Genomic DNA, 15,407 nt, shown 5'->3' with positions numbered 1-15,407 from the left:
TCAAACAAGAGATTAGGTAATGCGATCTTTACTTGCCATAACTGTTAGTGCTTTAGCATTAGCTGGGTGTGTCACAGAAAACAGCTACAACGGAAGTAACAAACCTGTTGTTGAAAATAAAATCAATAATACTGGTGCCGCGCGTACTCGTATAGCCCTTGCTTTACAGTACTTAAAAACAGGCAATAACTCGCAAGCAAAGTATAATTTGGAGCGTGCAGCTGACTTCGCACCGCAACTACCTGAAGTACACTATTCTCTGGCATATTATTATCAGCAAGTTGATGAAAATGAGTTGGCCGACAGGGCCTATCAACAAGCATTAAAACTTGATCCCGACGATCCTAATACTTTAAATAACTATGGGGTCTTTTTATGTGGTATCGGTGAATATGACCGCGCCGCAGAAGAACTCCTTAAAGCCATTGCGATTCCAAGCTATATTCGTGTAGCCGAAAGTTACGAAAACTTAGCGTTATGTGCCGTTGAGTTTAATGATTTTGAAAATGCTGAAAAATATTTTAAATCAGCATTAAGTCACAGCTCACAACGCCCATCATCATTAATAAACCTTGCAGGTTTATATTATGCTAAAAGCGACTTACATAAAGCACAGGAAGTCGTGGAGCAATTTGAATCTACAGGCCGTGTCACTCCTCGCGCTTTAATGCTAAGTTACCTTATTCAACAACGCATGGGCCACATTGAAAAAGCAGAAACCACGGCGGCCATTATTTTACAAACTTACCCCGGCTCAAGTGAAGCTAAAGCCATCTCCTCTCAGCAGTTAAAGAACACTGAATTTGAGATTTTACGAGAAAAATACCGCCTTTCTCAGTTAGAAGAACTGCTCATTTCAAGCGATTACTCGTCGGTAAGTAAAGATCAGCCAAAAATCCGTATCGTAAAGAAAAAGGCACCGCCTAAGCCACAACAACCAAGTTCGGCGAGCACAACAGTAGCTGCAAACACAACAATAGAGCCTGTCGCGACAATTAAACCTGTCGCAACTGAAGAATCAGCAGCGGTGTCTGTCGCTGCAGAACCAACAGACACACAACCTGTGGCAACCATGCCAACGCCCGCAGACTCATTACCAGAAGTAAAATCTGTTGAAGTTGCGCAAGCTGATATTGAGCACGTTGACGCAGTCGAAGAAGAGGACGCAGTCACGGCACCTAAACAACAGCCAGTGGCAGCCGTACAGAAAACGCAGCCTAAAATAGGCGGTTTTACCACCGTGTCATCACGCCCAGTAGTAAAAAGCGCGGTGGCTAACGATACCTCAGCAGTCGTGAATGCACTTGGTTCATCACAAACCACAACGCCAGCAGTTGAGCCCACACAAACAAACAGTGATGACGTAAAAATTGTTTCATTTGGTGCTCCACAAACACCTGAAATAAAACAGCAAATTGAGCCATCTACAAACGCTGTGAAAAAAGACACTGGCACCGTGGTTTTTTACGAAGCAGAAAAAGATGCCGATGTATTTAACACCCGTTCTTCTCGTTCTGCGCAAACAAGTAACACGCGCTACAGCGTCAGCACAGAGCAATTACAACTGCCCATGCTGAACCCCAGTGTCGCCGCATTAAATATTCCTTACCATGTTATTCAAAATGGTGAAAACCTATTTAGCATTTCGGTGCGATACAATGTTAAACTACAGAAGATTTTGCAATGGAATGGCTTAAAAGAATCGGATCGTGTGCAAAACGGCACAAAAATCTATTTAAATGATCCGCACATTTACCATGACATTAACGCTGGCGATACTCTTTATGGCATAGCCACCCAGCATAGCGTATTGATCGATCAATTAATGCGCTGGAACAAATTGAGCCCAGATGTAGCCCTAAAACCTGGGCATAGACTCTTATTGGTAGACCCAGACTCATACGCATTATGAATGAAGAAAACACGTTAGAACAACCGCAAGAAACGCTCGGCCAAGCGCTAAAAAAGCACCGCGAAAATGCGGGAGTGAGCCTTGAGCAACTTGCCGGAGCATTAAAATTATCTGTTTTACAATTACAGAGACTAGAAAACGACGAACACGAGTTACTTGGCCCTGCCACGTTTGTTAAAGGCTATATTAAAAGTTATTGCCGAGAGCTTAAAATTGACAGTCAAGCCATGCTTGCATTACTGCCTGAGCAGATAGAACCTGCGAAAAAGTCAAAAATGCAAAGTTTCTCTCGTCGTACTGAAAAAGAAGCACATGACAGCCGCTTAATGTTGTTCAGCTACTTTATTTTAGCTGTAATCATTGGCTCGTCTGTTTTTTGGTGGTGGCAAAATAGCGCACCAGCGATTGAAGAGCCGATTAAGACAATTCAGCCAAATCAACTTGAAACAAGTGAACTTTCGTCCCCTGTTCAAGAGCCTCCCGTTGGCCAAGAACACACTGAAAGTGCAGCGCCAATCAGTACTGATTTAGCTGTTGCAGAGTCTGAACCAGCCTCTGCGACAACACCGCCTGTGACACCAGAGCAAGCAAGCTCAAGCGATCCTGAACAAAGCACCATTGTCATGCACTTTAATGAAGACAGCTGGGTTGAAATTCACGATGGCAACGGTGACCGCGTAGCATTTGGCGTAAAAAAAGCCGGCTACGTCATGACTGTCACAGGTCCACAGCCATTTAATGTCGTGCTAGGCAAACACCAAATGGTTGATATTACGTTTGAAGGTCAACCTGTCGACACCTCACATTTTGCCAAAAACCGATTAGCTAAATTTACTTTACCGTTATCAGAGTAACCGCAATGTTTTCAGAATCTCCTATTAAACGCAGAAAATCGACACGCATTAACGTAGGCAATGTCCCCATTGGTGATGGTGCACCGATTGCTGTTCAGTCGATGACTAACACCAACACATTAGATGTCGATGCAACGGTTGCACAAATTCAAGCCATTCAAGACGCTGGAGCCGATATCGTTCGTGTTTCAGTGCCTACCATGGAAGCGGCTGAAGCATTTAAAAGCATAAAAGAACAGGTCACTATTCCACTGGTGACTGATATTCACTTTGACTACCGCATTGCACTAAAAGTAGCGCAGTATGGCGCAGATTGTTTACGTATAAACCCTGGTAATATTGGCAGTGAAGAACGTATTCGTGCAGTGGTAGACTCTGCACGCGAGCACAATATTCCCATTCGTATTGGTGTAAATGGCGGCTCATTAGAGCGCGATTTACAAGAGAAATACGGCGAGCCAACGCCCGAAGCATTACTAGAATCAGCAATGCGCCATGTTGAGATTTTGCAACGTTTAGACTTTGATCAATTTAAAGTCTCGGTTAAAGCATCAGACGTATTCTTAGCAGTCGGTGCGTACCGACTCCTTGCTAAAGAAATTGATCAGCCTCTGCATTTAGGTATTACGGAAGCTGGCGGTATGCGTTCTGGCTCAGTCAAGTCAGCGGTGGGTTTAGGTATGCTGCTTGCCGAAGGTATTGGCGACACATTACGTGTGTCACTTGCGGCTGATCCAGTGCAAGAGATCAAAGTTGGCTTCGATATCTTAAAATCGTTGCGTATTCGCTCGCGTGGTATCAACTTTATTGCGTGTCCAAGCTGTTCGCGTCAAGAGTTTGATGTTGTTAGCACGATGAACCAACTCGAAGAACGCCTTGAAGACGTTGTTGAACCCATGTCAGTGTCTGTCATTGGGTGTGTGGTTAATGGTCCGGGTGAAGCCCTCGTGAGTGATATTGGCCTTGCGGGTGCAAACCGTCGTTCAGGCCTTTACATTAATGGCGAGCGTCAAAAAGCACGTATCGATAACGACAACATTGTTGACCAGCTCGAAGGCTATGTGCGCGACTTTATCGCTAAAAAAGAGAAAGAAACGCCAATCGACATCAAAATAGTTGAATAATACGAATATAGTCGGCAAACCCACCGGTTTGCCGTTTACCTTTACCGCTCAGACGTTATAATAGCGGGTCAATTTTTAGTTTTCTTGATGCGTAATGATTATTTACGCAAGTACAGTATTTAGGATTTATCAGTGGCAAAACAAATTCAGGCAGTTCGTGGTATGAACGATTGTCTGCCAGGCGACACGCAGATTTGGCAGAAAGTAGAAAATATCTTACGTGATACCGTTTCATCGTTTGGTTATCAAGAAATTCGTTTTCCAATTGTTGAGTCAACCGATCTTTTTAAACGCTCTATTGGTGAAGTTACTGATATCGTTGAAAAAGAAATGTACACATTTGCTGACCGTAATGGCGATAACCTAACACTTCGCCCTGAAGGAACCGCGGTGTGTGTACGTGCAGGTAACCAAAATGGCTTACTGTACAATCAAGAGCAACGTTTATGGTACATGGGACCGATGTTCCGCCATGAACGTCCACAAAAAGGCCGTTATCGCCAATTCCACCAATTTGGTTTAGAAACATTCGGCATTGCCACTGCCGATATTGATGCAGAAGTTATTTTGCTTACAGCCCAATTATGGAAAGAATTTGGTATTAGCGAACACGTTCGTCTAGAGCTTAACTCATTAGGCTCTAATGAAGCACGCGCTGACTATCGCGATGCCCTTGTTGCCTACTTAGAGCAACATGTTGATGTGCTAGATGAAGACTCAAAACGTCGCATGTATTCTAACCCATTACGTGTTTTAGACAGTAAAAATCCAGATGTACAAGCAATCTTAACTGATGCACCAAAACTGTCTGAGCATTTAGATGCTGAATCAAAAGAACATTTTGAAAATTTATGTGAACGTTTAGACGCAGCTGGCGTCGAATACACGGTAAACGAAAAGCTTGTACGTGGCCTTGACTATTACAACCGCACAGTTTTTGAGTGGGTGACAGATAGTCTGGGCGCACAAGGAACCGTATGTGCCGGTGGTCGCTACGACGGCCTAGTTGAGCAACTAGGTGGTAAAGCAACCCCAGCCGTTGGTTTTGCAATGGGTCTTGAACGTTTAGTTCTGCTACTACAAGCATTAGAATGTGTAGGTGACATTCGTCGCAGTGCTGATGTATATTTGGCAGCCATGGGCGACAAAGCCAGTATTCAAGCGCCTATCATCGCAGCTCAACTTCGCAAAGATGTGGCGGGTCTTCGAGTGATGGTTCACGCTGGCGGCGGCAATTTTAAAAAGCAATTAAAACGCGCTGATAAAAGCGATGCATTAGTTGCGCTCATTATCGGCGAAGATGAATTAGAACAAGGCGTTGTGACTGTAAAATATTTACGTGAGCGTAAAGAACAAGTCACCTTAAAACTAGAAGAAGCGAAAACGCTACTAGCTGAACTTATTTAAGTTCAGTTAGCAACAGAGGTAAGCATGGAAATTTATTCAACAGAAGAACAACAAGCAGAAGCGATTAAACGCTTTTTTCGTGAAAACGGTGTCGCACTGGCAGTGGGTATTATCGCAGGCCTAGGTGGTTTGTATGGCTGGAAAGCATATAATCAACACCAAATCACCAGTGCTGAAAATGCATCAGACTCATTCACTCAACTTGTTGATAGCGGTGCCGTGCTAGACAAAGCAGAAACGTTTATCAAAGATAATAATGAATCAAGCTACAGTACCTTAGTTGCTTTCGTTGCAGCTAAAGAAGCTGTAGAAAAAAATGATCTTGATGCGGCAAGTGAAAAACTTAATTGGATTATCACGCACGAGAAAAACACCGAGTTAAAAGCCACAGCTGCAACGCGTCTTGCTCGTGTTCATCTTGCACAAAAGCAGTATGAGCAAGCATTAGCAACATTAAACTCAACGTTACCAGAATCATTTGCTGCAACGGTTGCGGAATTAAAAGGCGATGTGTTTGCTGCACAAGGTGACAAAGACCAAGCGCGCAGCCAATATCAAGCTGCGGCTGATAAAGGTGGCCTTGAAAATAACCCGTTATTACAAATTAAACTTGATGACTTAGCACAAACTAGCCCAGCGGCATAAGGGGTTAAGATGAAGAAGTTAACAGCGGCAACACTTGCTCTGTGTATTGCGACCCTAACGGGGTGTTCATCAAGTGATGACGAAGATGAATTAGTATTACCAGAAATTGTTAATCAGTTTGAAACAAAGGTTGTTTGGCAAGAGTCGATTGGTGATGGTGTTCAGCACTATTTTTCTCGCCTCACTCCAGCGGTATATAACGACGTTGTGTATGTTGCCAACCGTGAAGGTGAAGTAGAAGCCTTATCGCTTGAAAATGGCGATACTCTTTGGCATACCGATGTACGTGAAAACCCCGCTTTTTGGCCTTGGGAAACATCTGAGAGCGCTAAATTATCAGGCGGTATTTTACAAGCTTATGGTAAAATATTCGTTGGCTCTGAGCACGGCTACTTAACTGCTCTTGACCGCGAAACGGGTGAAATTATTTGGCGCAAAACAGTGCCGGGCGAAGTACTTTCAAAACCAGCTGCGGGCGATGGCCTAATATTCGTTAATTTGGGTTCTGGTAAATTACTGGCCATTCACCCTGACACAGGTGAAGAACGCTGGCGTTATGAGCAAGAAGTACCGCCACTAACACTGCGTGGCCAAAGCTCACCAACGGTTGCGAATGGTGGGGTATTAATAGGCCTTGAAACAGGCAAGCTCAACGTATTAATTTCAGAAAACGGTTACTCTGCTTGGAGCGCTGAAATTGCGTCACCAAAAGGGGCTTCTGAGTTTGAGCGTTTAGTTGATGTCGATACACAAGCTTTAATTAGCGGCCCATATGCTTATGCTATCGCCTATAATGGTAACTTAGCAGCCGTCGATATTCGTTCTGGTAATGTTGTATGGAAACGTGAGTACAGCAGCTACCGTGATTTATCGATGGACAGCCAATATATCTATATTGTTGACAGCAACGGTGTGGTATACGGCTTAGATAAAGTGTCTGGTATTGAACGTTGGAGCCAACCTGCTCTACGTGGCTGGTACTTAACAGGCCCAACAGTTGCTGGAAAATATTTAGCATTGGGTGACCAAGAAGGTAACCTACACTGGTTAGATAAAGAGTCGGGCGAGCTTGTATCGCGTGAAGACTTTGACAGCTCAGGTTTCTTTATTGAGCCTGTTGTTGCCGGTGACAAGTTAATTTTATACACCCGAGATGGTGAAGTTAGCGCGGTTAAAATTCCAGACTAACTTACTAATAGTAAACGTTATTTTTCTAAGGCTTCGCTTGGCGAAGCCTTTTGTTGTTTTTTAAAGAGGTAGTTTATGCTTCCCGTGATCGCTCTTGTTGGGCGACCCAATGTGGGCAAATCCACATTATTTAACCGTTTAACACGTACTCGTGACGCCCTCGTTGCCGATTTTCCAGGCTTAACACGAGATAGAAAATATGGCCAAGCTGACTATGATGGCTATGAATTTATCGTGGTAGACACGGGCGGTATTGACGGCTCTGAGCAAGGTATCGAAACTGAAATGGCCGAGCAATCGTTACTCGCGATTGAAGAAGCCGATATCGTATTATTTTTAGTTGATGCGCGCGCAGGCATGACAGCCGCAGACCAAGCAATTGCTAATCACCTACGTAAACAGCAAAAGAAATGCTTTGTTGTCGCAAACAAAGTAGATGGTATTGATGCTGACTCATACTGTGCAGAGTTTTTTCAATTAAGCTTGGGTGATATTCACCACATTGCCGCGGCTCACGGTCGTGGTATTACGCAGTTACTTGAAACAACACTTCAACCAGTTATCGCTGAAATGGCTGCACAAAACGATGACGTTGAAGAAAGTGATGACGAATTAATTGATCTTTACAGTGAAGACGACGACAGCGAAGAGAACCAACAAGCATTTGCAGATAAACCTGTAAAACTCGCAATCATTGGTCGCCCAAATGTGGGTAAGTCTACGCTGACTAACCGTATTTTAGGTGAAGAACGCGTTATCGTTTACGATATGCCAGGTACTACACGCGACTCTATCTACATTCCGATGACGCGTAATGACAAAGAGTACATCCTTATTGATACCGCTGGTGTTCGTAAGCGTAAAAAAGTAAGCGACGTTGTTGAGAAATTTTCTGTTATCAAAACGCTGCAAGCTATTGAAGATGCAAACGTTGTATTACTGGTTGTTGATGCTCGCGAAGGCATTTCAGATCAAGACTTAAGCTTATTAGGGTTTGCCTTAAATGCAGGTCGTTCGCTCGTTGTAGCCGTAAACAAATGGGACGGCTTAGACGATTACGTTAAAGAGCGAATCAAATCTGAGCTTGACCGTCGTTTAGGCTTTATTGACTTTGCACGTTTACACTTTATCTCTGCGTTACACGGCACCGGTGTGGGTCACTTATTTGAATCAGTTGATGAAGCATATGAGTCTGCGACTAAGCGTATTAGTACTGCAATGCTACGTCGTATCATGGACATGGCTCAAGCGGATCATCAGCCACCTCTCGTTCGTGGCCGTCGTGTTAAGCTTAAATATGCGCATGCCGGTGGTTATAACCCACCACGTATCGTTATTCACGGTAACCAAGTTCATGACTTACCTGATAGCTATAAACGCTACCTAATGAACTACTATCGTAAAGCATTGAATATCATGGGCACACCTATCAAAATTGAATTTAGAGAAGGTGATAACCCATACGCAGGCCGCACCAATAAAGTGACCTTATCGCAAAAACGTAAAATACGTGCATTTGCGAAAGAAAACCGCAATAAGTCATAAACTTTATTCGGTCATGAAAAAACCTTGTACGCATTGCCTACAAGGTTTTTTTATCCCTGCAAAACAGCAAAAACTGTGCTTTATTTATAGGACGAATAAAAACAAGAGCACAATGAATGGAGTTTATAAGTCAGGTTATTTACGTCGATAACGTAGAAGAAGTACTCGACTTTTATTATCAAGCATTTGGTTTTAATACCAATCATATAAGTGACGATGCAGAATACGGTGAGCTCGTAACGGGCACGGTGAAATTAGCGTTTGCCACTCACCCACACGCGCAATCTTATTTTAAGCAAGGCTACATTCGCGCACACCCGAAGCAACCCGCATTGGGATTTGAATTAAGATTTAGTTGTGAAAACCTAGCACAAAGCTACGATAAAGCCGTACTTGCAGGTGCTGAACCTTTATGCCCACCGACAAAAAAAGACGCCCAACATTATGCCTATGTAAGGGCCATTGAAGGTACATTGGTGTGCCTCATTGAGATTTAACTTTTTGTCAGCTCGGTATGCAGCTCTAGTGTCAGCACGCGAAGTTCCTCAAGGCGATCTAAGCTCATATTAGAGCGTGCCATTAACTTAGCCGTTAATTCTTCCGCGTCTGTTTTAAGCTGTATGCCCTGCTCTGTTAACGAGATCACTTTTTTGCGTTCATCTTCACTAGAGACTTGGCGAGTTAACAAGCCTTTTGCTTCTAACCGTTTCACAATAGGGGTCAGTGTGCCTGAGTCTAAATGCGTATCAAAAGAAAGCTCTTTTAAGCTTACTTGATTTCTGTACCACAAAGAATGCATCACGATGTATTGCGGATAGGTTAAGTCATACGCTTCGAGTAAAGGGCGAAACGCTCTTATTAGCGCATTAGTCGCACTGTAAAGCGTAAAACACACATTGTCTGATAAGTTTTGAGTCATTGCAGTGCCTTAAAGATAATTACTGCGGCTATTATTACGTTAATTTACTTTGCGCGCAAATTATTTTCGAATAACACTTGCCATTTGCCTAAAAGATCATTAAATTGATCGCAAATAGTTTGCGCGCAAATGTTTTGCGTGGATATTAGTTTGTTATTTCACTAGCATTGCTAGATTAAAAAATACGAGGTTTTTATGGCTACAAGTCAACAGATTCATTTAGTATCACGCCCTACAGGCATGCCGACCCACAATAACTTCAAGCAAGTAGAAATAACATTGCCTGAACTACAAGATGGCGAAGTCTTAATTAAAAACACCTGGATGTCAGTCGACCCTTACATGCGCCCACGTATGATAGATCGTGAATCTTACATCGAACCCTTTAAATTAAACGACGTTATGGATGGCGGTGCCATTGGCGAAGTAATTGAATCACGTAACAACCAATTTCCTGTTGGCAGTAAAGTAACTCACCTTAGTGGCTGGCGCACTGCACACATTAGCGATGGCAGCGACTTAACCTTATTACCTGATGTACCACTGCCTGATCAATTATTTTTAAGCACCATGGGTATGACAGGTTTAACTGCATGGGCAGGCCTTACAAAAGTTATCACTCTAAAAGAAACAGACACTGTGTTTGTGTCTGCTGCATCTGGCGCAGTCGGCAGTGTTGTGTGCCAAATTGCTAAGCTAAAAGGCTGTAAAGTTATCGCCTCGGTGGGGTCAGATGAAAAAGCTCGCATGGTAAAAGACTTAGGGGTTGATGCTGTAATCAACTACAAAACCGTTGAAAACCTTACTCAAGCACTTCAGCAAGCCGCTCCACAAGGGATTGATGTTTACTTTGAAAATGTCGGTGGCGACCACCTTGAAGCAGCATTAAATGTGATGAACGATTACGGCCGCATTCCTGTTTGTGGCATGATCTCAGGTTACAACAACGACACGGCGCAACCTGGGCCAAATAACTTATTCTTCATTAACTCTAAAAAGTTAACCGTACAGGGCTTTATTGTTATTGATTATTTTGACCAATTCCCTGAATTTATCGAGCAAATGGGCGCATGGCTCAGTGAAGGTAAAGTTAAGTCTGAAGAAACAGTATACGAAGGCATAGAAAATGCCGTAAATGCTTTTCTTGGTTTATTCGAAGGTAAGAATAAGGGCAAAATGCTGGTTAAGCTATAACACGCTAAACGTGTAATAAACAGCCTGTGTCTTCGCTGACACAGGCTTTTTAAAAGTGAACAAATTTAAAAAATACCATCGTCGAAACCAGAACTGTTTACGATTTAAACGCCCTTGAAAAGAAAACAGTACGTCACAAATAGCTAAATCTCGAGGTTTCGAGAGGTACATAGCTTTGCGAGTTAGCTCAGCCTCAGGGGCTTTATATAGGTTATCAGCCATTCAAAAGCGATAAGTATGCCAGCTGTGCCAGTTTTTCTAATGATGAGCTTGTCTTAGATTCTGGTTTTTCAGCATCAACAGAATAACGCCTTTTTGGGATCTTAACTTGAATAAAGCCATGGTTGTTTGCCATATCGAGACGTAATAGTTCACGTTCTTTTGGGGTTAGGTGATTTTCATGAATTTTTTCAAGTTCACCATTATCAAGCCAAATCGCGGCACAGTTGGGGCACTCATCTAACTCAACTACTTTAAGCGGGGTAAAAAAACGCCGCATCATCACGATATCAGGGCACTTAGGGCAATTAATCCGCTTGGTAAGATCAATGCATTCTGTCGGTAATGTTTGTAAGTGTGCGACCAACACCTGTGCTGTTTTTAAATTGGGATCGCTGAAGTGAAATATTTGCCGATTATCAAAAAACACGCCACCCGTTGATGAAAAATACACCTTAGTATCGCCAATACTCACCTCATTAAGGGGTGTATTTGTGCGTGGACAATCCATAACACATCCTTGTTTTTAATATTAGTTAAGCGCTTTTAAAATAAGCGGTTTTAATGGTTCTGGCAATGCGATTTGCCCAGCTAAAACAAACTCATGTGCTTCACTCGACATTTTTTGCCATGTTTTACGAATGATCCCCAGCCATTTCGCCTCGTCGTAATCAGGTTTACTCATTGCAAAATCAAGCATGTAATGCTCAATAAATACCAAACTTGCAATATCTTCTATCAGCTGGCTGTCAGGGTTATGTTTAATGTTCTTTTTAGCAACCGCAGCATACACACGCTCACAATCAGCTATTGAATAGCCCGCAGTTTTCATTAGCGCAGTCACTCGCTCAGCATGAAAATCGTATAACGCGCCTCGCCACTGATAATAACCCTGCTTACCTAAAGGGAAATCACTGCGAGGTGAGCGCCAACGTTCAATATGCTGACCTCGTGCAGCAATGTGCATTAACTCATCAGCGTCAGGTTTAAAACGCGTTAGCATGTCTGTCATACGCATCGCATAAAGGAATTCTTTTGCATATGACTGCCCCTCGAACTTCACACTATTTGGATCAGCATTATTTGCATTATCTATTGCTTTTATTACAGCTTGGTACATAGGAGTTCTTTCTTAAGTATTTGCAAGTTATTGTAATCTGGTCTGTTACATTTTGCTATTTTGTTGAAATTGATGAGTAATTATTGAGCTTTGCTAGACAATAAAGCAACCCTAAACTAGTATTTTTCAGTAAGTAATTTCATACTTTAATTGCCTAAGAGTTTAGGGATGCCCTTGCTGAAGAAAAATAAAATCTCTCAATCGTTACTTTCCTTTATCATTAGTTTCGGCTTATTTTCAACGATTGCATTCAAGGTGTATTTTGATAGGCAAGAAATGCATGAGCTGGAACAAAAAACGATTCTGAATAGTTACAGTAGCGATGTTGAAAAGGCCATTCTCAATGCCCTTCAAGGCCCTTATTTAGTGCGCGCAGCAATGCGTGACTATTCATACACACAAGAGCAGTTCGAAACACTCGCCAAACAAATCCTAAATCACAGCGATGGCAGCCAAACGATCCAGTTGGCGCCAAACGGAATTATTGCCTACAGCTATCCATTACTAAGCCATGAAAGTGTCATCAATGCAGACTTATTCAAAAACAAAACCATTCAAGATTCTTTGCAAAAAACGATACAAACCAAACAAATGCAACTTGATGGGCCTAAAGAGCTCTCACAAGGTGGACAAGGGTTAGTCGCACGCCTACCTATTTTTAAACAAGACACCCTTTGGGGCTTTAGTATTGCTGTGCTGCGCTTTCCTGAATTTATAAGCAATATTAAACCTAAACTTGCCTCTGCATCTCATCGTTTTGAAGTCTGGCAAAAACAAGACACCAATTACCGGCCTTTACTCGCTAATCAGACGTTTGATGAAAGTGAATGGCTAACTCAGCCGATCATGATAAAAAATCAGCAATGGGTAATCGGCATTAAAGACCAATTTATATTGCGTAGTCACACCGAAATTGCTGTTTTACTGCTGTTCTCACTGCTGTTGTCATCTATCAGCTGTTATTTGTTTTTTATCACGGCGCGTCTTCGCGAGCACGAGCATAATTTAGAAGAATTAGTACAAAAGCAAACAGTCGAACTTTCAGAACAAGCGTTAGCACTCAAACAAGCACAATCATTGAGTGGTGTGGGGAGCTGGCACTTATCACCCGATACGGGAACGCGTCATTTATCAGCCCAAGCCAAAGTGCTTTTTAACTCAGATTCGGCAGAACAAACGATCAACGCTATCTGTAACAGCATCGACAGTTTTTATAAAAATGCCTTTTTAAATTTTATCAATTCACGCCCAAATACGCCTATAGAGCTTGAGTACACCATAAAAATTAATGGCGAAAAGCGCTGGTTTCACGAACTTGCAGAGTGGAACTTTAAAACCAACACTTTAGTGGGGACTGTCGAAGACGTCAGTGACGAAAAACACCAGCAACATGAACTCTATCGGCAGGCTAATTTTGATCCAATGACCGGACTGGCTAATCGCCATTACACTGAAAAATACATCACCAGCTTATGTCCTCAAAATCAATATAACTCAGGACTTACCTTGTTATGCGTTGAAATAAAAGGCTTTCGACAACTCGAAGATATCTATGGTCATAATTTCATAAACGAATTACAAATAATCATTGCCAATCGTTTAATAGAGTTTGCAGAGCACTACCACGCATTTTGCGCCCATATTAAACCCGGGTGTTTTCTACTGCTGTTAAAAGAAGCTATTTTTGATGAAAAGCTTGCAACCTTTGTTGATAAACTTCAACACCAAGTTGCTGGTTTAATTGAAACCGCAGGCACGGCCCACTTTTATCATTTTTATATTGGTGTGGGTTATCCTCATTTACAAAGTCTCGATGCAAGAGAGCAAATTAATACGGCACTTATTGCAATGAATGAGTGCCATAGCTTAGAAAAAACATTCACTATTTACAGCCAGTCTCTAAAAGATAAGCTGATAGCAAAGAGCGACTTAGAAAGTGATTTGCGTCACGCCCTCTCTACCGGTAAGCAATTGAGTATGGTTTACCAACCCATTCTTAATACCAAAACAGGGGCGTTGGTTGCATGCGAGGCATTAGTTAGGTGGCAGCATCCTGTTAGGGGCTATGTGTCACCAAACGAATTTATCGCCATTGCAGAGCAGTCTGCGTTGATCAACTTATTATCGCGGTGGATCATTGCCAAAGTCGCTGAAGACTGTCACCGATTAGTGGAAAATAACATTCATATAAGAATGTCGATAAACCTGTCTCGTAAACAGTTTTCAGATGCGCATCTCGTAAAACGTTTAAGCCAAGAAAAAATGACCTTGTTCCCGGCAGATCAAGAAATAAACCTTGAGATCACTGAGTCTGCTCTTTTTCAAAACACACAATATGCCATTAGCTTAATGCACAAACTAAAAACAGCGGGCTTTGATTTATCGCTTGATGACTTTGGAACGGGTTATTCATCGCTTGCGTCCATACAGCAATTCCCCCTTGATAACGTGAAAATAGACCGCGCGTTTATTTGTAATTGCGTCGAAAACCCGCGTGACGGTCTTTTTTTACAAACCATGAGTGACTTGGCGCATCATTTAAACTTAACCATCACTGCCGAGGGGGTCGAAAGCTCAGAACAATGGCAACTGGTCAGTGATAAAGGCATTGATTACATTCAAGGGTATTTAATTTCAATGCCATTACCAATCGAAAAGTTTATTGAATTTGATCCTGCCCCGTAAGATCGCGGGCAATACTTTGCTGAGGCTTTTCAATCATTCGGGTAAGTTCTGTGCCATCATCACTGATAATGATGGTAGGGGTGTAACGTAAGTCATGCTTCTTTGCGAGGCCGTTAGGGTCGAGCTTGTCGTAGCCAACCGCAACTAAACGCAATGAACCAAGTTGCACTTTAGCCATATCAAGCAATTTTAAAAAGCGCGGTACTTCGCGTTTTGAATCATGGCACCACGTGCCTAAAAAAACTAAAGCTTGCTTGCCTTGCAGTGCTTTTATTGTGTTTAGGTCATTTTCGCTTGGCGAATAGTCTTCATATTCTTCGCTAAATTCAGCGTAGTTTTTAAGTAAGTCTGCAACCGTTATATCGCCAGCATAGGGCGCTTCAGCGGCAAACAGCGTCGTTGACAAAAGCACCACAAAGGCACTCAATACATATTTCATAATTATTATTCTCTACGCTATTAAAGTCCCACAATAACCAATTGCGCTTATTTACACCAGTTTTAGGTGCGTTCAAAACAACATAAAACGTTCTTAAATAAACCTCTACGATGAATAGGGTTAAATCAACATCCCTACTTTCAATTCGGCCTATGA

At 42.4% G+C, this 15,407-nt stretch carries 14 protein-coding genes; 10 read left to right on the top strand and 4 right to left on the bottom strand.

Annotated elements, in window-relative coordinates; genetic code table 11:
* Positions 1-19: 19 nt before the first annotated feature.
* From pilW to D0907_RS19080, 8 genes are all read left to right on the top strand, one after another.
* Positions 20-1,912: a type IV pilus biogenesis/stability protein PilW gene (pilW, locus tag D0907_RS19115; protein WP_118845080.1), complete on the top strand. Its 1,893-nt coding sequence runs from the start codon at positions 20-22 to the stop codon at positions 1,910-1,912.
* Positions 1,909-2,766, top strand: a complete 858-nt coding sequence (locus D0907_RS19110) for a RodZ domain-containing protein (RefSeq protein WP_075593185.1) — start codon at positions 1,909-1,911, stop codon at positions 2,764-2,766. The genes pilW and D0907_RS19110 overlap by 4 nt, the downstream gene beginning before the upstream one ends.
* Positions 2,767-2,771: 5 nt before the next feature.
* Positions 2,772-3,890, top strand: a complete 1,119-nt coding sequence (ispG, locus tag D0907_RS19105; RefSeq protein WP_036972409.1) for a flavodoxin-dependent (E)-4-hydroxy-3-methylbut-2-enyl-diphosphate synthase — start codon at positions 2,772-2,774, stop codon at positions 3,888-3,890.
* A 132-nt stretch (positions 3,891-4,022) separates the two neighbouring features.
* Entirely contained in the window at positions 4,023-5,297 is a 1,275-nt protein-coding gene (hisS, locus tag D0907_RS19100) for a histidine--tRNA ligase (protein WP_036972410.1), read from the top strand.
* 24 nt (positions 5,298-5,321) lie between these two features.
* Positions 5,322-5,942: a YfgM family protein gene (locus D0907_RS19095; RefSeq protein ID WP_036972411.1), complete on the top strand. Its 621-nt coding sequence runs from the start codon at positions 5,322-5,324 to the stop codon at positions 5,940-5,942.
* A gap of 9 nt (positions 5,943-5,951) precedes the next feature.
* A complete protein-coding gene (gene bamB, locus D0907_RS19090; RefSeq protein ID WP_036972412.1) occupies positions 5,952-7,130 on the top strand; it encodes an outer membrane protein assembly factor BamB in 1,179 nt (392 codons plus the stop codon).
* 75 nt (positions 7,131-7,205) lie between these two features.
* Positions 7,206-8,675: a ribosome biogenesis GTPase Der gene (der, locus tag D0907_RS19085; RefSeq protein ID WP_036972413.1), complete on the top strand. Its 1,470-nt coding sequence runs from the start codon at positions 7,206-7,208 to the stop codon at positions 8,673-8,675.
* Between the two features lie 116 nt (positions 8,676-8,791).
* Positions 8,792-9,172 (top strand): VOC family protein, encoded by a 381-nt coding sequence (locus D0907_RS19080; RefSeq protein ID WP_036972420.1) that lies wholly within the window; start codon positions 8,792-8,794, stop codon positions 9,170-9,172.
* Here D0907_RS19080 and D0907_RS19075 read toward each other — a convergent pair.
* Positions 9,169-9,594: a MarR family winged helix-turn-helix transcriptional regulator gene (locus D0907_RS19075; protein WP_036972421.1), complete on the bottom strand. Its 426-nt coding sequence runs from the start codon at positions 9,592-9,594 to the stop codon at positions 9,169-9,171. The two genes, D0907_RS19080 and D0907_RS19075, sit on opposite strands and share 4 nt — an antisense overlap.
* Before the next feature lie 195 nt (positions 9,595-9,789).
* Here D0907_RS19075 and D0907_RS19070 point away from each other — a divergent pair, with 195 nt between their 5' ends.
* Entirely contained in the window at positions 9,790-10,788 is a 999-nt protein-coding gene (locus tag D0907_RS19070) for an NADP-dependent oxidoreductase (RefSeq protein ID WP_118845078.1), read from the top strand.
* A 214-nt stretch (positions 10,789-11,002) separates the two neighbouring features.
* Here the strand turns inward: D0907_RS19070 and D0907_RS19060 are convergent, their stop codons facing one another.
* Both D0907_RS19060 and D0907_RS19055 read right to left on the bottom strand, forming a co-directional pair.
* Positions 11,003-11,518 (bottom strand): TFIIB-type zinc ribbon-containing protein, encoded by a 516-nt coding sequence (locus D0907_RS19060; RefSeq protein ID WP_118845074.1) that lies wholly within the window; start codon positions 11,516-11,518, stop codon positions 11,003-11,005.
* Positions 11,519-11,539: 21 nt separating this feature from the next.
* Positions 11,540-12,127 (bottom strand): DUF4202 domain-containing protein, encoded by a 588-nt coding sequence (locus D0907_RS19055; protein WP_036972426.1) that lies wholly within the window; start codon positions 12,125-12,127, stop codon positions 11,540-11,542.
* Positions 12,128-12,301: 174 nt separating this feature from the next.
* Here D0907_RS19055 and D0907_RS19050 point away from each other — a divergent pair, with 174 nt between their 5' ends.
* Positions 12,302-14,812, top strand: coding sequence for a bifunctional diguanylate cyclase/phosphodiesterase (locus tag D0907_RS19050; protein WP_162898075.1), 2,511 nt, complete (start codon positions 12,302-12,304; stop codon positions 14,810-14,812).
* Here the strand turns inward: D0907_RS19050 and D0907_RS19045 are convergent.
* On the bottom strand, positions 14,787-15,251 hold the full coding sequence (locus D0907_RS19045) for a TlpA family protein disulfide reductase (RefSeq protein WP_036972428.1): 465 nt from the start codon (positions 15,249-15,251) through the stop codon (positions 14,787-14,789). The genes D0907_RS19050 and D0907_RS19045 overlap by 26 nt on opposite strands.
* Between the last annotated feature and the right edge of the window lie 156 nt (positions 15,252-15,407).

Source organism: Pseudoalteromonas lipolytica, from assembly GCF_003515105.1.
Taxonomy (GTDB): Bacteria; Pseudomonadota; Gammaproteobacteria; order Enterobacterales; family Alteromonadaceae; genus Pseudoalteromonas; species Pseudoalteromonas lipolytica.
This window is presented reverse-complemented; position numbering and strand designations above follow the sequence as displayed.